Below are 17411 nucleotides of genomic sequence, written 5' to 3' on the forward strand. Positions count from 1 at the left end.
GGTTATTTTGACGCATTCAGACATTAGGGACGCTTGATGCACTATCTAGAGATGAAAAAGGCGATTGGCGCCGGGTTGCTTTCTTTTCCGGTGACGCCTTTTGATGCCAACGGGGCGCTTGATCTTGCAACCTATCGCGCACATGTCAGCTGGCTGTCGCAATTCCCGGCAACCGCGCTGTTTGCTGCGGGTGGGACGGGCGAGTTCTTTTCCCTGACCCCGGGCGAGGTCGTCGAGACCGTCCGCGCGGCCAAGGAAGTCGCGGGCGATACCCCGATCATCGCTGGCTGTGGCTATGGTACGGCCATGGCCGTGGATCTGGCCAAGGCCTGCGAAGAAGCTGGTGCGGATGGTCTGTTGCTGTTGCCGCAATATCTGATCGGGGCGGAGCAGGAAGGCCTGTTTGCCCGGGTGAAGGCAGTGTGTGATGCGGTTGATATCGGCGTGATTGTCTATAACCGCGACAATTCCATCATTACGGCAGAAACACTCGCCAAGCTGTGTGAGGTTTGCCCGAACCTGGTCGGGTTCAAGGATGGCCATGGCAATATCGAAATGGTGACCAAGGTTTGCACCGTTATTGGTGATCGCCTGTCCTATATTGGTGGCATGCCGACGGCTGAGGTTTTTGCCAAGGCGTACAAGGCGGTTGGCGTAACGACCTATTCCTCGGCGATTTTCAACTTCCTGCCGCAGCAGGCGCTTGATTTTTATGATGCGCTGACCCGCGATGATGACGCGGCCATGGAACGCGTGCTGAAGGAATTCTTCTATCCGTATCTTGATATTCGTAATCGCGGCAAGGGCTACGCCGTTTCCATCGTCAAGGCCGGCATGCGCGTGATCGGACGTGATACCGGCCCGGTACGCAGCCCGCTGACCGATTTGACGGACGGGGAACATGACATGCTGGCCGATGTGATCCGCAAGGCTTATGGCGAGGGCGCATTGCGCGCCGCATAAACCGATGTTGGCGATGCCAGCACAAGACCTGCTGATACCCCGGCAGGTGGTTCTGCCGGGGGTAACTTGTGAACCCAACTGACAATTGGGACACAGGATTTTGAATGGACTATTCGACTAGTTGTTAATATTTCTTACAGTTGTGTTTACAAGTAGCGATTTGTAAGATTATATGACAAGAACAAGACCCAAAAGGGCGAACAAGGCTTTAACGCAATAGACAGCTAATTGTCTGGGAGGAACCCAAATGAACAAGTTTATGAAGACCACCACACTGACGATTGCGGCCGCAGCCGTTTCGGTTGCGCTGGCATCCGGTGCGCAGGCCAAAGAATGGCGCGGCTGGAACATCCATCCGCCGGAATACCCGGTTTCGACCGGCATGGAAGAATTTGCCAAGCAGATTAATGAAAAATCCGGTGGCGACCTTGAAGCCAAGGTCTATCACGGCGGTGTTCTGGGCAACCAGCCTGATGCCATTCAGCAGGTTCGCCTTGGTGGTCTGGACTGGGCTGTTTTCAATCTCGGCCCGCTCGGTGAAGTGGCGCCCGAAGCCAACGTTGTTTCGCTGCCCTTCATCTTCAAAAGCGTCGATGCCATGCATGACGTCATGGACGGCCCAGCCGGTCAGCAGATCGCCGATGGCCTGATCGAAGCCGGCCTGCAGCCGCTTGGCTGGTATGATTCGGGCGCGCGTTCCTTCTATAACTCCCAGCACCCGATCAACACACCGGCCGACCTTGAAGGTCTGAAATTCCGTGTGATGAGCAACGATCTTTATGTGCAGATGGTTGACTCGCTTGGCGGTAACGCAACGCCGATGGCTTATAGCTCGGTCTATCAGTCGCTGAAAACCGGTGTGATCGATGGTGCGGAAAACAACTATCCGTCCTATGACAGCTCCGGCCATTTTGAGGCGGCCAAATACTACTCGGTCACCCAACATCTCATCCTTCCGGAATGCCTGTGCATGAACAAAGCGCTTTATGACGGCCTTTCGGACGAAGAGAAAAAGATCGTTCACGAAGCTGCTGATGCGTCGGTAACGCTACAGCGTGCGGCCTGGGCCGCCCGTGCCGAGCAGTCCAAGGAAAAAGTCATTGCAGCGGGTATCGAAATTAACGAAATCGCTGACAAGCAGGCGTTCCAGGATGCCATGCAGCCGGTCTATGACAACTTCCTGAAAGCCAACCCGGATCTGGCAGGTCTGGTAAAGGCGATGCAGGACGCGCAGAAATAAGACCTGAAAATCTTGATGGGCGACGAGAAACTCGTCGCCCTTCTTTTTGACTGTGTTTATTCTATTTCCGGTTTATCTTTTTCTGGCGGCGCGTAGATGCTTTCTCGTCTTATCACTTTGATCGACCGTCTCGGGGGGGGCATCGCAGGTGTGCTGAACCTGATTGGTGGTTTGGCGCTTGTGAGCCTTATCCCCAGCTTTGCCTGGCTGGTGTTTGGACGATATGTCCTTAATGAAACGCCAACCTGGGTGGAACAGGTGTCACTTATCCTGATTGTCCTGATCACCTTCCCGGTGGCCGCAGCCGGCATGCGCGACAACAGCCATCTTTCCGTTTCGTTTTTCCGTGACGCCTTGCCGCCTAAAATCGCGGCAATCGTGGCTGTGATCAGTTATGGCGCCATGGCGTGGTTTGGCTACTGGATGCTGATGGGCGGAATGGATCTGGTGGCCTTTAACTGGGCCAAAACCATGTCGATCATTCATATTTCCGATGGCTGGCGATCCGTGCCGATGGCGGTCTGCGGTGCCGGGATCATGTTTTACAGTGTGGTGCATATCCTCAAGATCATTGCCGGATGGAAAACTATTGCACGCGCCGGACTTTATCACGATGACTTGCTTAACAAGGATGCTGAATAAATGGGCATGACCATTCTTCTTGGCGTGTTTGCCATCGGTATTCTGATTGGTATGCCCGTTGCTATCGCACTTGGTGTTGCTGCCCTTGGTGCGTTTTTCTTCGAAGGATTGCCCACCCTGATTGCCTTTCAACGCATCGGATCGGGTGTCAGTGCCTTCTCGCTTTTGGCCATTCCGTTCTTCATCTTTGCCGGCGAATTGATGCTTCATGGCGGGATTGCCTCGCGGCTGGTACAATTTGCAACCGCCCTTGTCGGTAGTCGCCGCGGCGGCCTTGGCATTGTGAACGTGTTTTCATCGATGCTCTTTGGGGGCATCTCTGGATCAGCCGTGGCCGATACTTCTGCCCTTGGCTCGATCCTGATCCCGGTGATGAAAAAGGAAGGCTACCGCGCGGATTATGCCGTCAACGTCACGGTGACCTCATCGATTGCGGGCATCATGATCCCGCCCAGCCACAACATGATCCTGTATGCCGTGGCCGCAGGCGGGGGCATTTCGATTTCCAAGCTGTTCATGGCCGGTGTCGTGCCGGGTATCATCATGTGTGTGTTGCTGGGCCTTGCCACCTGGCTGGTTGCGATCCGGCACGGCTATCCGGCGGAACCGTTCCCCGGTTGGTCGGTGGTCTGGCGCACCGCAGTTCGCGCCATTCCGGGATTCTTTACGGCCGTGATTATTGTCGGCGGTGTCTTGAGTGGCGTGTTTACCGTCACGGAATCTGGCGCCATCGGGGTTGCCTATGCGCTGATTATTACCGGCTTTGTCTATCGCGAGCTCAGCTGGACGGGCTTTGTTGCCGCGGTCAAACAATCGGCCAAGACGACAGCCCTTGTGATGCTTCTGGTCGGCTGTGCGTCGGCTTATGGTTACATGCTGGCTTTTTATCAGGTGCCTGATGCCCTGGCAGAGGCGATTACCGGCATCACCGACAATCCGATCATGGTTCTTCTGATGATCAATGTGATGCTGCTGGTGGCTGGCATGATCATGGATATGGCGGCCCTCATCCTGATTTGTACGCCGATCTTCCTGCCGCTTGCCATGCAGTTTGGCATGGATCCGATCCAGTTCGGCATGGTGCTGATGATGAATTTGGGGCTTGGTCTTTGTACGCCGCCGGTCGGATCGTGCCTGTTTGTCGGGTGCGCAATTGGCGGGGTCAAAATCGAAAAAGCCGTGCAGTCGATCTGGCCATTTTATCTGGCGATCCTGAGTGCGCTTTTGCTGACAACCTATATTCCTGCGATCTCCATGACGCTTCCGAACCTTGTGTTCGGCGGGTAAGTGGTCGCCGGAAGATTTGATATCAAAGAGGATGGTTATGAAACGTTTGCTGATTACCGGTGCCGGTGGAAACCTTGGCAAGATCTGCCGCGAAGGGCTTAAGGGCTATGCCGATGTCATTCGCCTGTCCGATATTTCGCCGATGGATCCGGCTGGTCCGAACGAGGAAGTCGTGCAATGCGATCTGTCCGATCGTGCAGCCGTAATCGAACTGACCAAGGATGTTGATGGCATCATTCATCTGGGCGGGATTTCGATCGAGGCGGCTTTTGATGATCTGCTTCAGGCCAACCTTGCCGGTACCTATAACCTGTATGAAGGTGCGCGTCAGAACGGGGTGGGTCGGATCATGTTTGCCAGCTCCAACCATGCGATTGGCTTCCACAAACGCACCGAAAAGCTTGATGACAAATCCGAACTGCGCCCCGATAGCCTGTATGGCGTGACCAAATGTTACGGCGAAGCGGTGGCGAGCTATTATTACGACAAGTTCGATGTTGAAACCGTGTCGTTGCGCATCGGGTCGTGCTTTGAAAAGCCGCGTGATCGCCGGATGCTCTCAACCTGGATGAGCCCGCGTGATTTCATCTCGCTGATGAAGGCGATCTTTGCCGCCCCCATGACAGGCCATCTCGTGATGTATGGGGTGTCGGACAACAAATCGAAATGGTGGAGCAACGCCCATGCGGACTTCCTCGGCTGGAAACCGCAAGACAGTTCCGAGCAATACCGTGCCGAGATCGAGGCGGCCTTCCCGCCCGAAGACCGCAAAGATCCGGCTGTGATCTATCAGGGCGGTGGCTTTGCCGCCAAGGGGCATTTCGAAGACTGATTTAACAGCGACCTTCGATCTCAAAACCGCAAAAAGGGCCCGAACGAATCTCGTTCGGGCCCTTTTTGCAACAGGTAGGCACGTCCATAAAGTTTGCCGGAACTTATGCCGTTATTGCAGCAACCTTAAAAGGTTTTGCGGCATCTGGTTGGCTTGGGCCAGCATGGCGACGCCGGACTGAACCAAAATCTGTTTGGAGGTAAAGGCCGTCATTTCGGCTGCAACATCCAGATCAAGCAGGGTGGAACGCGCTGATTCCGTATTTTCCTGCGTCGATGCAAGGTTTTGTGCGGCGAAGTCCAGACGGTTCTGGGATGTGCCGATGGCGGCACGGGCGCGCTGCAAATCATCAATCGCACGTGTCACAACTTCGACCGCGTTCTGGGCACCAGCAGCAGTGTTAATAGCATTTGTGCCAAGGTCTTCCAGCGTTTCCTGACCGAGCCCGGACGCCCCCAAAACCGAAGAGTCAACCGCGCTCAGGTCAATTGAAAGACGATCATTCGCGGTGTTGCCGCCGCCAACCTGGAAGTCAATTGTGTTGGCAAGCTTCTGCCCCTTATCCTCTTCCATGAAGAAGAACTGGCCCGCGGATGTATCGACCCCAGTTCCCATGAAATCGGTATTGGCTGAATTGAAACCGAAATCGTTGGAGCCACCCGTACCGGCTCTGACGTAATCAACAGAATCCGAGAAGTTGGTGTTTACCGTAATTGAAAGGCCCAACTCGTCGAAGTTCAACACCGCATTTTCACCGGCAGCGATCGCGCGCGTTCCGCCGGTTGCTGCCAAATCAGTGATATCAATTGATTGGGTCCGCTCGATAGAGCCGTCAATTGCCGTAAGCACAGTCATGATGACCTGCTCGCCGGAACCTTCGTTAATTCTTATCTCAATCCCGTTATCGTCGACACCATCTTCAGCTGCGTCTTGTGCCCAGTAATTGTTGTCCGTGATCGCGAACCCGTCAAAGCCGAAAGCGGGCGTGAGCGCGGCATTGGCAGTACCAGGTGTGAGGTTAATCGATACGTCACCACCATCGCCAAGCAACTGAATGCCATTAAAGTTGGTCGAGGACGCGATCCGGTCGATTTCGTCACGCAGCTCGGTGAATTCGTCATTGAGGAAGCCGCGTTCGGTATCAGAAAGGTTGCCCGATGATGCCTGCACCGCCAGCGTTTTCATCCGGACAAGGACGTCATCAATGGTGGCCATGCCACCATCGGCGATCTGCAGCATCGAGTTGGCTTGACCAACGTTAACAGATGCAGTTTTAAGCGCCTGGGTCGTCGCATTAAGTCGTGCGCCGATCGCCATGGACGCAGCATCATCGCGCGCAGAAACAACGCGCGTACCGGAGGACAGCTTTGATAGCGACCGCGTCGCCATCGCGTCAGAAGCAGACAGGTTGCGATGTGCAACATTGGCTGCATAGTTTGATATGATGTTTAGTGCCATTTTGTTGTCCTACTTGGAAATTGGCGACGATTTACTACTTGTAAAATGCGCAATTCAGGATTGAATCCTGTATTTATAATTATTATTAAAGTGCGATCTTGTCTAGGAAATTCTAATTTAGGGGAAAGGGGGCTCGTTATCGCCTCCCAAAAGGCCATCTGCTTTTTGAATTGACGCATGGTCGGGATTGCTTATAAGCACTAATGAAAATGATAACAGTTATCATTATCGAATTCTGGATGTGCAGCTATGGCGGTCTGCGACCGTTCCTGGGATAGTCTTTATCAGCAATATCGTGATCGTTTGCTGCGGCAGGTGCAGAAATATCTGCCCGCGCGCGACGAAAGCCATGACGTGTTGCAGGACCTTTATGTCCAACTGCGCCACCGGAATATCGACCCGGACGATATCGCCAACCCGCCAGCTTTTCTGATGCGCATGGCCACCAACCTGGCAATTGATGCCTTGCGCCGGAACAACCGCAACCCGGTTGAATTCACCGATCCGGCAGAAATCAGTGACATGAACGGGGCGACAAGCCAGTCAGCAACCCCGGAACAGATCAGCTCGGATCGCCAGCGCCTTGATATCATTCGACGCGCGATTGACGACCTGCCGCCGCGCTGCCGCGAAGTGTTCTTGCTGTGCAAGCGTGATCACCTCAGTACGGTGGAGGCGGCGGACCATCTTGGCATCAGTCGCAATATGGTCGAAAAGCATTTGCGTCAGGCGCTTGGACATTGCAAACAGGTGTTGGCACGCCATGAAAATTAAACATCCTCTTTTGCGCGGCTTGTTCGTCACATATACAACAACATCATCAGCCAGAAGCCGGGTTACGACACTGCCATGACCGAATTCCGCTATCCCGACGACTGCCAAAGCAATGATGACATTGCCGATTACTGGGCTGTGCGCCTTGATGATGTGCAGCTGACGGCGGCTGAAGAAATCGCCTTTGAACGCTGGCAGGCAGCAGACCCGCAAAATCCCGAACGCCTCGTCCGCGCACGTCAGATATGGCAAAGCATGGAAATCGCCGCCGCTGATCTTTCCGGTCTTGAGGATATTGGCAAAGAATCACAAGCGCCTAAGCAGGAAGACCATCTTGGCTTTGATAGCGAAGCCGTGCGTCGTGATCTCGAACGGCTGGGCGCGCTTGAAGGTGGCAATGGCCGCCTGCCGGGCATGCGGTCAGCCAAACGGCGCGCGCGTCCGATGCTGGCAATCTTCACCATTTTGTTGCTGGTAGGGCTTTGGGGCTACTCGGCGTTTCAACCCGATGCGGATCTGATTGCCGCCAGCAATCCCGGCGTTGTCAGCGAAGTGCATGAACTGTCTGATGGATCGCGTATCTGGATGGAGCCGGGCACGCGCGTTGCCATGGCCTATAGCGATCAGTACCGCGATCTGACCGTCCTTGAAGGCGGTGTATTTGTCGAGGTTGCCAAGGACAGCACAAGACCCCTTCGCATTCACCTCAATAAACTGACAGCCACGGCGGTGGGCACGGCCTTTAGCGCCTCGAAATGGGGTGGGCATGTCCGGGTTGAGGTGTCCGAAGGCACGGTGGACCTGGAAAACCGCACCGTCCGTTTGGCACGCCTGGTCGCCGGGCGGGCATCCTGGCAGGACGGGGATGGTGATATGCATTATGGCACGGTGACACTGGACCGTGTCGCGGCATGGCGCAAGGGACGCTGGGTGGTCAATGACATGCCGATTGATGAATTGTTCGCCCGTCTGTCGCCGCTGATGGATGATCAAAGCTTCGTGCGTGATCCGCGCATGGGCGACATCACCGTTTCGGGCAGTTTCGATCTGACCAAACCGGATGGGGCCTATGGTGCCATTCTGGCGGCCTATGGCCTGACAGACCGCACTGTTCCGGGCGGGTTCAGAATAATTTCAAAAAAATAGAAAATTTTACCTCCTCATTTCGCGGGGGTGTTCGTCATGAAGGTAATAGTGATTTGCATTATTATTTTCATGCGAAGGGGTTCGAACTTGAATATCGTGAAATTTGGGGAAACCGGGAAGCTCGGAATGTCCCGTCTTTTGGGCAGCACGGCACTTGTTGCCACACTGATGATTGCATCAGTTCCGCAGGCTTTGGCACAAAACTCAGCTGACACCGCACAGACCGTTACGGTCGCGGCCGGCGATCTACGCGCCGCCCTTGATCAGGTGGCCGATCAGTTTGGCTTGCAGCTTGTCGTGCAGGGGGATCTTTCCGGGATGGAAAGTGGCAACCTGTCTGCGGACATGTCGGCGCGTGATGCTTTGCAAAGCCTTCTGTCGGGGTCGGGCTACGGGTTTGAGTTCGTCTCGGATGACAGTGTGATTATCCGCCCGGTATCGGCGACCACCAGCAATGCACAAGACAACTTGATCCTGCCCGAAGTCATGGTGACCGCGACCCGTTCGCGCCGCTCGATTGCCACCATGTCGCCGTCGGTCGTGGTAATCGGCTCGGATCAGATCGAAGCCCAGTCGGCCAAAAGCAGCGATATTACCAATGTCATTCGCAACAATGTGCCGGGTTTCATGTTTGATGACCAAAGCCTGATCGCCAGCACGGAAACCTTCCGTGGCCGCGATGTGCAGGTGCTGGTTGACGGGGTGGCGCGGAACACTCCACTGCGCAATAGCAGCCGTATTCTTTCGATGATCGACATCCAGCAGGTTGAAAGCATCGAAGTCATCCCGGGCTCGAACGCGTTGAACGGTGACGGCGCGACCGGGGCGACGATCAATATCATCACCAAGACCGGTGAAGTCGGCAAAAACGTGTTTGTCGTCGATGGCCATGTCAAAAGCTACACCGATGACATCGGCGAAAGCTTCTCACCGTCCCTGACCCTGTCGGGCAGCGGTGGTATCGGCGCGGTTGATCTCGCTGCCAGCGTTACCGGCTCAAAAACCGGCAATGCCTATGACGGTTATGGCAATCAGGTGCCATCCGACGCGATGCTCGGCCAGGGCGGTTTTGACAACGCCGAAGACCTCAATGTCTTTGGCAAGGCGGGTGTGACGCTTGCAGAAGGCCATCGCATGTTCCTGTCTTCGGAAGTCGTGCGCTATCGTCAGGATATTGAATATTATCCGGACCTCGAAACCGATCCGGTGTCGGTCAAATACGACACGCCTTACCTCGCCCAGCCGCTTGAGGATGAAAGTCAGTATTTCACTGCCGGGTACGAGTTTGATTTCGGCAAGATCGGTGTTGGCGATCTGAAGCTGTTTTACAATGACAGCTACAAACAGGCTGCACGGGCAGAATACCATGCCGACCATAACCCGGGGCTTGTCTCGCTTGCCAGCAATGGCGCGATTGAAGATCCGCTGGGCCAATCGGTTATTGATACCGTCAAATACGGTGTGAAGCTCTCGACCGATACCAACCTTGATGCTGCCTATGAAGGCCTGACCCTGACTTGGGGTGGGGACCTGACCTTTGATGATGTCAAGTACCGCACGGTCAGTGACCGGGATATCGGTGCGCCGATGGAACAGGATGGCAAGGCGGTCTTTGCCCAGCTTTCGGCACCGGTCACCGAATATGTCGATCTGTCCGGTGGTGTGCGTTACGAGGAATATGACCTGACGGTCAAGGATTTCACCCGCCCGAGCTATATGCGCTACAACGGCGGTGTTGCGCAGCAGATCCTTGCCGCTGCGGCCTTTACCGGCGGCGAAACGACCTATGATGCCGTGACCTACAATGCATCTGCCGTGGTGCACTGGACGGATCGCATTGATACGTCATTTAGCTATAGCGAAGGTTTTTCTGTGCCAGATGTCGGTGCCTATACCCGCCGTGCCGGTCTGACGGGGACATCCATTCCGCTTAACTTCAATGACATCGATGTCGAGGCGTCCAAGGTCAAAACCTATGAGCTGGCAGGACGCTATGACGGGGATGATTTCCGTTCCACGGCTGCAGTTTACATGAGCACCAATGACCGCGGCGATAACTATGACAGCTCGACCAATACGCTCAGCCAAGAAAAGGAACGCATTATCGGGGCGGAGCTGACCGGCGAGTATGACATCTCGGACGATACCTATATCGGGGCCTTGGCATCCTATGTCGAAGGCCGTTATGACACCAACGAGGACGGTGATCTTGACAGCTGGCTGCCCAATAACCGCATTCCGTCGCCGTTCCGCTTTACCGGTTATGTTGATAGCTATGTCTGGGATGATCTGAACATGCGTTTTGACGGCACCTATACGGCGGGCCGTTACCGGATTGCTGATGAAAAGATCAAGCCGAGCCTGGTTTTCAATCTGTCGGGGAACTACCCGTTGCTGGGCGGTACGGCGCGTTTCGGGGTCGAGAATATTCTTGATACCAGCTACGAAAACCCGGCCGCAACAGCCCTGCGTGGCTATTCGGTTGCCGGTCATGGTCGCACGATCACGATTGGCTATCGTCGCGAGTTCTGATCGCGATCTGGCCAAGTACGGCCTGAGACATTCATAAGACCCCTGGCCCGGCGGCACCCCGCCGGGCCAATCGCGCAAGGAGAAGGCGAGATGTTCCGATCCTCAACACCGCAAAGCGACATCGTTTTGTTTGAAATGATCGATCAGCAAAGTGAGGCGGATGGTGCGGCCTATATTGCGGCCCTTGATGCATTGGCCGAACGCCGCGAACCGGCCATTCTGATCTTTCGCGTGGCGGGTTTCATCAATCAGGACCACGAAATCCGCAAACAGGCCGCCGCTTGGTTCAAGCGCAACCGCGACCGTCTGGATGTGTTTGCCAAGGGTCTGGTCCGTGTAGATGAAGGCCATCATCACGGTGATGAAGGTCATGACCATCATGATCACGACGATGAAGAAGACAGCAACTTTGCCCGCATGCTGCCCTTTGCGGTCAAACGTACTGACAACCTTGATCACGCCTTTAAACTGGCGCGCAACTGGGATTCGGTTTCAAGCGATTAAGGGGATTTCCCCGGGCTAACGTTTGCGGGCCGCCAAAATCAGGAAATAACCGGTGCCGATCAGGGCGGCGATCAGGCCGGTGGGGAGTTGGGCCGGATAGATCATGTTGCGCGCCAGCCATTCGGCGACCATCATGACATTGACCCCGATCAGAACCGCACCCAGCAAATGCCCGCCGGCAAGGCGATAACCCGCCACACGCGCCAGATGCGGGGCCATCAGTCCAACGAAGCTCAGCGGTCCGACCAGAAGTGTTGCACTGGCGGCCAGAATGGCGGCCAGCAGCATCATGGCGAACTGGAATCCGGAAATGCCAAGGCCAAGCGAAATCGACTGGTCCGTGCCAAGGGACGCCAGTTCAAGCGGTCGTCGCAGGGCGATGGCCATCATCAGAAGCACACCGGTGACACCGGCGACAATCATCACCTCGTTCATATTGGTGAAATAGGTCGTCCCGGCCAGCCATGACATCAGCATCGATGTCTGGGTGCCGCTTCGGGTCAGGACAATCCGGACCATCGCGCCCAGAATGGCGGTCATGGCAAGGCCATTGAGCAACATGTAATGCGGCGCATGGGTGAATTTGCGACAAAGGGCCAACAACACCAAAAGCGATGCAATCCCGCCCGCAGCCCCGATCACCATCAGTTCCGCGCGCTGCCCAAACCCGAAAACAGACAGCGCAAGGATCATGGCAAGGGCGGTGGCCGAGCTGACCCCGGTGATTTCGGGGCTTGCCAGCGGGTTGCGCCCGACGCGCTGAATAAGCGTCCCCGAAACCGCCAGTGCCGCGCCGCAAATCATTGCGGCAAAGGTGCGTTCTGATCGCCCGATCAGGATATCAAGACTGCTGTCCTGCCAGCCCAGAATGACAAAGCCGTTGCCATCAAGCGAGACGAACAGCGAAAACACAACACCGATCACAAGGCTGACGGCAAGCGCAATCGAAAGGTCGGTTTTGGAGACGATCTGTTGATCGCTGTGCTGATCATCATTCTGGTTGCCCGGCATGATGCGCGCCTTGCGCAGCATGAAGATGATAAACGGCGCGCCAAAAAGCGCCGTCGCCGCCCCGGTCGGCAGCGGGTCGCCGCCAAAGGCATTCAGCTGGCGGACCAGAAAGTCGACAAGCAGAAGCGCAAAGCCGCCTGTGAAAACCGAATAGATCATCAAATCGCGCGATCGCGATAGCCCGGCAATGCGAAGGGCGGCGGGGATGGCAAGCCCGACAAATCCGATCATGCCCGCCGCCGAAATTACGGATGCGGTGATAAATACCGCGAGCCCAAGGATCAGCAGGCGCAAGATGGTGACCTTTGCGCCCAATGATCCCGCCGTGTCATCGCCAAGGGCCAAAAGATCAAGCGGGCGCGACAGGGCCAGAATGGCAATCATGCCAATCAGCACACGTGGCCAGACAAACTGCGTATCGTCCCAGCCATTCTGGGCCAGATCACCGGCCCCCCACATGAAGATCGATTGCAGATATTGCTCGTTAAACAGCAAGATGATCTGCGATCCCGACTGCAACAGCAGATTGACGATCATCCCGGCGAGAATAAGCCACAGCGTCGCATTGCCGCGATTGGCTGCAATCAGATAAACCGCACCGAGCGCAATCAAACCCCCGGCAAGGGCAAAGGCCTCCTGAAACATGGCGAGCGATGCCGGGGCCAGAAGGACAAACAGGGTCAGCGCAAATTCAACACCGGCACCAACGCCAAGGGTGGTTGGCGATGCCAGCGGGTTGCGCAACACCGTCTGGATCGCCGCCCCGGCGAGTGCCAAACCCGCCCCACACAGAAACGCCATTGCAAGGCGGGGCAGGGTGCTGAAATGAAACAGGATTTGATCAAAGTCGGTTTCATCCGGGCTGAACAGGGCCTGCGAGATATTGCCGTTGGCAAGATAGGGCCAGAAATCAATCACCAGCACGGCAAGGGTCAAAACGCCCAGAATACCGGTCAGGATGGCTGGAAGGGACAGTGCCCCCCAAAGGTCCGCATTGCGCGCGGTCGCGGTGCTCATTCTTGTGGGCTGCTTTCAATCGTCTCGGTCAGAAGGCGGGCAAAGCGAAGCGCGGATGGCACCCCGCCATAGGCCCAGACGACGGGCAATTCATAAACCCGGTTGTTGCGGGTGAAATCCATCACCTTCCACATCGGGGAATTCAAAAGCTTATCGAGCACCACATCAGGCACCGGATTGGTATAGACCAGTGTTTCCTTGGCATAGGGGGCCAGGATTTCGAGCCCGCCCCGGCCAAAGCCCCATTTATTGACCTCGCCGTCATAGGCAACCGGCACATCCATCGCCGTCATCACCGACCCGGGCAACGAGATATCGGCAAAAATCCCGACATTGCTTTCATCAAAGAAGAAAACAACGTTGATCTTCTGATCCGGGCCGATGGCGGTTTTGATCCGCTTGCCATAATCGAGCATCTTTTGATCGACATCGGCGAGATAGGCTTGGGCTTCTGCCTCGCGCCCGGTGGCCTTGGCGATCTTGCCCAAAACCTCGCGGGCGGTTTCAAAGGCCGCGGTCTTGCCGTTAAACAAACGCAGTTCCAGAACCGGTGCGATTTCGGCCAGTTTTTCATACGCCATGCCGATATCGGGCACCACGATGATCAGATCGGGCTTTGATGCGCGAAGCGCTTCGAGGTTGGGCGATGCGCGCTGGCCAAGATCAACAAAGCTTTCGGGCAGGTCAGGCTTGGCAACCCAGTCGACATAATCTTGCGGGTCGGCGATCGCCACCGGATCAAGACCAAGGGCAATCACGCTTTCGGTAAAGGACCAGTTGATGGTCGCAACCCGCTTGGCCGGGGCATCAAGGCGCAGGATGCCGCGTTCATGCTCGATCTCGATCGGATCGGCCATGGCGGGCGACATCGCCGTGATCATAACGGCAGCGCACAGCAAAACCGGGCCGACAAGCGCGCGAAGGATCTTCATGCCACGTATCCCTTACGAACCACTTGCGGAGGTGTCAGTGCCGGTGACGGCATCGGCCAGCAGTTCGGCAAAGCGTGCAGCCGACAAAACCCCGCCAAAGGTCCAGCTGGACGGGATGGCATGGACATTGCCGTTACGGGCAAACGGCATGGCCTTCCAGATTGCGGAGTTAAACAGGCTTTCGCGTGTGGTCGGTGCGACCGGTTCGACATAGGCAAATTGTACATCGCCCATCTTTGCCAGATCGGACACATCGCCATTACGAAATGCCCATCCGTTGACGTCCCCGTCCCAGGCATTGTCAAAGCCCATACGACCAAGGACAGAGCCAAACAGCGACGTCTTGCCATGAATGCGGAAATGAGAGTCATCAAGAATGCGCACGACGGCGAATTTGGCATCATCGCCGACATGATCGCGAATTCGCGCTGCTGCGGCTTCAATCCGGGCATTGACCGATGCAATGACGTCTTCGGCGGTATCCGGTTTGCCCGCCAGTTTGGCAACATTGCGCAAAAGCGCCTCGGCCCGGTCAATCGCGGGTTCGTCACTGCCGGTATTGTAGATCGAATAAACCAGGGTCGGCGCATAGTCTGATAACTTGTCATAGGCCATCGAGATTTCGCTACCGATCAGGATGGCGTCTGGTTTCGCTTCATCAAGTGCTTCAAGGTTGGGTTCGCGACGGTTGCCGAGATCAATGAAATTTTTTGGCAATTCGGGTTTTACCACCCACAGGCGGTATCCGTCTGGCTCGGGGATGGCGACCGGATTAATGCCAAGCGCAAGAAGGCTTTCAGTCAGTGACCAGTTGGAGGCCACAAAGCGTTTCGGATGGGTCTCAAGTGTGATTTCGCCCATTTCATGGGAATAGGTTTCCCCAGCACTGGCAGGCAGGGACGTAACGACCACAGCAGCGGTTCCGGCGGCAATTGCAAGGCCCGCAATTTTGCGAGCCACCCAAGGCTTGAACATCATGATTTCCCTGATCCCTGTTGGCGTTGTGAAAGAACTGGCATGTTAGGCGACATAGCTGACAAACCGCTCCGGATTGCTGAGTTTGATGACGTCGATATCGGTCTGAAAAATATCGCGCAGGGTTTCGCCATGCATGAAATCACGCGGTTTCCCCTGCCAGCAGGTCTTGCCACCCCGCAGGGCCAGAATGTGATCGGCAAACCGCCCGACCATGTCGATGTCGTGCAACACGGCGATGACAGTCAGATTGTTCTGATCCTTAAGGTCGGCGACCAGTTGCAGAATGTCGCGCTGATGGCCGACATCAAGGGCCGAGGTCGGCTCGTCGAGCAACAGCACTGGTGCATCTTGGGCGAGCAGCATCGCAAGCCAGACGCGCTGGCGTTCCCCGCCCGACAGGCTTGCGACCAGACGATCGGAAAAGCCGGTCACATGGGTCAGTGCCATCGCATGATCAATCTTGGCATGGTCTTCGTCGCGATAGCGCCCAAAGGCGCCGCGCCATGGATAGCGGCCAAAGGCCACCAGTTCGCGCACGCTTAAGTGCGGCGGCACAACCGGGTTTTGCGGCAAATAAGCCACCTTGCGCGCGAAATCGCGCGTGCCATGATTGGCAAGGTCCAGCCCATCAAGGGCAATGGCGCCGGAGGCCGGTTTGTTTTTGCGCGCCAGAAGCTTGATCAGCGTGCTTTTGCCCGATCCGTTATGGCCGACAATCGCGCTGAACGCCCCGGTCGGAAAGCCGACCGTGATGCCCTCAAGCAATGTCTTTGGCTTTTTGCCATCGCTTTTGAAAGCGACGTCTGTCAGATCGAACATGGAAAGAACTCATGCGCCGGGGATGGATCACTTGCGCCATCGCCAATCGGCGGCAGATAAGCGCACTGTAAAGTCTGAGAATGCTTATCAATTACGCAACTCAAATGCAACCGAGTTGCGATTGCACGGCGCCAAAAAATAACGCGGATTGTCTATTCATCATATAAAATGACTTTTCAGATGAAGCCATTTTGGGTAGCACTAATAACCAGGGATTGTGATTGCATCCGGCTGTGTGCCGGGATTTGAATAATCACACAAATACAAAGCGGAAAAACAACCGCATCGTCATCAGGGAGAAACCATGTCCAACGTCAAAACCGTTTTGCCGAACCTGCGATGTACGCTGGGCGAAGGCCCGCATTGGGATGCCCAGGACGGGGTGCTGTATTGGGTCGATATTGTCGGCAAAACCGCCTATGCCCTGCGCCCAGACGACGGCGGGTCACGCAGTTGGACGTTTGATCAGCCGGTTGCGGCCATCGTGCCGCGTGAACAAGATGGTCTTCTGGTGGCCCTTGCCGACGGGTTGGCCTTTCTTGATCCCGAAAGCGGCAAGACCACACCGTTTGTCGCCCCTGATAGCGACCATGCAAGCAACCGATCAAATGAAAGCCGGGTCGATCCGATGGGCCGGTTCTGGCATGGCACCATGCAAAACAATATCGGGCCGAATGGCGAGGACCTGCCGGTGACGATTTCGACCGGGACGCTTAATCGTGTCGGGCCTGACGGTGAAGTGGTCCGGTTCGGCGCCAATATCGGGATTTCCAACACCTTGTTGTGGTCGGATGACGGCACGAAAATGTTCTTTGGCGATACCATCACCAATACGCTTGATGTCTACGACTTTGACATGGAAACCGGTGTTCCTTCCAACCCGAAGCCGTTCTTTGGTCCGCAGGAGCGCGGCAATATGGATGGCTCGGCGATGGATGCGGATGGTTATATCTGGAACGCGCGCTGGGGTGGGGGATGCCTGATGCGCTTTGCCCCGGATGGCAGCGTGGACCGCGTGATCGAATTGCCGGTCACCCAACCGAGTAGCTGTGTGTTTGGCGGCACTGACCTTAAAACGCTTTATATCACCTCGGCCGCGGTCGGGCTGGAAGGCAATGGCAACGCCCTTGAAGGGGCGCTTTTGTCGATCCAGGCCGATATTGCCGGGCAACCGTGCCACCGATTTAAGGGCTAAGGCGACCTTTGTGTGCCCATAATCGGGCAAGGCAGCTGTTTTGCCCATTTTTGGCCTTGGTTTTCGCTATGTTTGGCGTCA

At 55.8% G+C, this 17411-nt stretch carries 15 protein-coding genes; 10 read left to right on the forward strand and 5 right to left on the reverse strand.

Going from position 1 to position 17411, the window contains the following annotated elements; translation table 11 throughout:
* Positions 1-36: 36 nt before the first annotated feature.
* The 5 genes from kdgD (at position 37) to ACXAF0_RS07795 (ending at position 4964) form a co-directional block, all read left to right on the forward strand.
* Positions 37-963, forward strand: coding sequence for a 5-dehydro-4-deoxyglucarate dehydratase (kdgD, locus tag ACXAF0_RS07775; protein WP_475345319.1), 927 nt, complete (start codon positions 37-39; stop codon positions 961-963).
* A gap of 247 nt (positions 964-1210) precedes the next feature.
* Positions 1211-2203 carry a TRAP transporter substrate-binding protein gene (locus ACXAF0_RS07780; protein WP_475345320.1) on the forward strand — a complete coding sequence of 331 codons (993 nt, stop codon included), beginning with the start codon at positions 1211-1213 and terminating at the stop codon, positions 2201-2203.
* Between the two features lie 96 nt (positions 2204-2299).
* The gene (locus tag ACXAF0_RS07785) at positions 2300-2845 is read left to right on the forward strand and encodes a TRAP transporter small permease (protein ID WP_475345321.1); all 546 of its coding nucleotides are present in this window, start codon (positions 2300-2302) and stop codon (positions 2843-2845) included.
* Positions 2846-4132: a TRAP transporter large permease gene (locus tag ACXAF0_RS07790; protein WP_475345322.1), complete on the forward strand. Its 1287-nt coding sequence runs from the start codon at positions 2846-2848 to the stop codon at positions 4130-4132.
* Positions 4133-4169: 37 nt separating this feature from the next.
* A complete protein-coding gene (locus ACXAF0_RS07795) occupies positions 4170-4964 on the forward strand; it encodes an NAD-dependent epimerase/dehydratase family protein (protein WP_475345323.1) in 795 nt (264 codons plus the stop codon).
* Positions 4965-5075: 111 nt separating this feature from the next.
* Here the strand turns inward: ACXAF0_RS07795 and ACXAF0_RS07800 are convergent, their stop codons facing one another.
* Entirely contained in the window at positions 5076-6422 is a 1347-nt protein-coding gene (locus ACXAF0_RS07800) for a flagellin N-terminal helical domain-containing protein (RefSeq protein ID WP_475345324.1), read from the reverse strand.
* Between the two features lie 249 nt (positions 6423-6671).
* Between ACXAF0_RS07800 and ACXAF0_RS07805 the strand changes: the two genes are divergently transcribed.
* The 4 genes from ACXAF0_RS07805 to ACXAF0_RS07820 all read left to right on the forward strand — a co-directional run bounded on the left by ACXAF0_RS07805 (position 6672) and on the right by ACXAF0_RS07820 (position 11378).
* The gene (locus tag ACXAF0_RS07805; protein ID WP_475345325.1) at positions 6672-7196 is read left to right on the forward strand and encodes an RNA polymerase sigma factor; all 525 of its coding nucleotides are present in this window, start codon (positions 6672-6674) and stop codon (positions 7194-7196) included.
* Positions 7197-7271: 75 nt separating this feature from the next.
* Positions 7272-8342 carry a FecR family protein gene (locus ACXAF0_RS07810; RefSeq protein ID WP_475345326.1) on the forward strand — a complete coding sequence of 357 codons (1071 nt, stop codon included), beginning with the start codon at positions 7272-7274 and terminating at the stop codon, positions 8340-8342.
* A gap of 126 nt (positions 8343-8468) precedes the next feature.
* Positions 8469-10874 (forward strand): TonB-dependent receptor, encoded by a 2406-nt coding sequence (locus ACXAF0_RS07815; RefSeq protein WP_475345327.1) that lies wholly within the window; start codon positions 8469-8471, stop codon positions 10872-10874.
* 90 nt (positions 10875-10964) lie between these two features.
* Positions 10965-11378, forward strand: a complete 414-nt coding sequence (locus tag ACXAF0_RS07820) for a hypothetical protein (RefSeq protein ID WP_475345328.1) — start codon at positions 10965-10967, stop codon at positions 11376-11378.
* Positions 11379-11393: 15 nt separating this feature from the next.
* Here ACXAF0_RS07820 and fhuB read toward each other — a convergent pair whose 3' ends face one another.
* From fhuB to ACXAF0_RS07840, 4 genes are read right to left on the reverse strand one after another with little or no spacing between them, the layout of a single operon-like run.
* Complete coding sequence (fhuB, locus tag ACXAF0_RS07825; protein ID WP_475345329.1) at positions 11394-13406, reverse strand: Fe(3+)-hydroxamate ABC transporter permease FhuB; 2013 nt, start codon at positions 13404-13406, stop codon at positions 11394-11396.
* Positions 13403-14338 carry an ABC transporter substrate-binding protein gene (locus tag ACXAF0_RS07830; RefSeq protein WP_475345330.1) on the reverse strand — a complete coding sequence of 312 codons (936 nt, stop codon included), beginning with the start codon at positions 14336-14338 and terminating at the stop codon, positions 13403-13405. The genes fhuB and ACXAF0_RS07830 overlap by 4 nt, the downstream gene beginning before the upstream one ends.
* Positions 14339-14350: 12 nt before the next feature.
* A complete protein-coding gene (locus ACXAF0_RS07835) occupies positions 14351-15316 on the reverse strand; it encodes an iron-siderophore ABC transporter substrate-binding protein (protein WP_475345331.1) in 966 nt (321 codons plus the stop codon).
* Positions 15317-15358: 42 nt separating this feature from the next.
* Entirely contained in the window at positions 15359-16135 is a 777-nt protein-coding gene (locus tag ACXAF0_RS07840) for an ABC transporter ATP-binding protein (protein WP_475345332.1), read from the reverse strand.
* A 304-nt stretch (positions 16136-16439) separates the two neighbouring features.
* Here ACXAF0_RS07840 and ACXAF0_RS07845 point away from each other — a divergent pair, with 304 nt between their 5' ends.
* Entirely contained in the window at positions 16440-17330 is an 891-nt protein-coding gene (locus tag ACXAF0_RS07845; protein WP_475345333.1) for an SMP-30/gluconolactonase/LRE family protein, read from the forward strand.
* Positions 17331-17411 lie beyond the last annotated feature (81 nt).

This window comes from Thalassospira sp. ABD4_177, assembly GCF_056160125.1.

Bases quoted from the DNA above. Each gene is read 5' to 3' on its own strand.
- kdgD (WP_475345319.1), top strand. From the start codon at position 37: ATGCACTATCTAGAGATGAAAAAGGCGATTGGCGCCGGGTTGCTTTCT.
- ACXAF0_RS07780 (WP_475345320.1), top strand. From the start codon at position 1,211: ATGAACAAGTTTATGAAGACCACCACACTGACGATTGCGGCCGCAGCC.
- ACXAF0_RS07785 (WP_475345321.1), top strand. From the start codon at position 2,300: ATGCTTTCTCGTCTTATCACTTTGATCGACCGTCTCGGGGGGGGCATC.
- ACXAF0_RS07790 (WP_475345322.1), top strand. From the start codon at position 2,846: ATGGGCATGACCATTCTTCTTGGCGTGTTTGCCATCGGTATTCTGATT.
- ACXAF0_RS07795 (WP_475345323.1), top strand. From the start codon at position 4,170: ATGAAACGTTTGCTGATTACCGGTGCCGGTGGAAACCTTGGCAAGATC.
- ACXAF0_RS07800 (WP_475345324.1), bottom strand. From the start codon at position 6,422: ATGGCACTAAACATCATATCAAACTATGCAGCCAATGTTGCACATCGC.
- ACXAF0_RS07805 (WP_475345325.1), top strand. From the start codon at position 6,672: ATGGCGGTCTGCGACCGTTCCTGGGATAGTCTTTATCAGCAATATCGT.
- ACXAF0_RS07810 (WP_475345326.1), top strand. From the start codon at position 7,272: ATGACCGAATTCCGCTATCCCGACGACTGCCAAAGCAATGATGACATT.
- ACXAF0_RS07815 (WP_475345327.1), top strand. From the start codon at position 8,469: ATGTCCCGTCTTTTGGGCAGCACGGCACTTGTTGCCACACTGATGATT.
- ACXAF0_RS07820 (WP_475345328.1), top strand. From the start codon at position 10,965: ATGTTCCGATCCTCAACACCGCAAAGCGACATCGTTTTGTTTGAAATG.
- fhuB (WP_475345329.1), bottom strand. From the start codon at position 13,406: ATGAGCACCGCGACCGCGCGCAATGCGGACCTTTGGGGGGCACTGTCC.
- ACXAF0_RS07830 (WP_475345330.1), bottom strand. From the start codon at position 14,338: ATGAAGATCCTTCGCGCGCTTGTCGGCCCGGTTTTGCTGTGCGCTGCC.
- ACXAF0_RS07835 (WP_475345331.1), bottom strand. From the start codon at position 15,316: ATGATGTTCAAGCCTTGGGTGGCTCGCAAAATTGCGGGCCTTGCAATT.
- ACXAF0_RS07840 (WP_475345332.1), bottom strand. From the start codon at position 16,135: ATGTTCGATCTGACAGACGTCGCTTTCAAAAGCGATGGCAAAAAGCCA.
- ACXAF0_RS07845 (WP_475345333.1), top strand. From the start codon at position 16,440: ATGTCCAACGTCAAAACCGTTTTGCCGAACCTGCGATGTACGCTGGGC.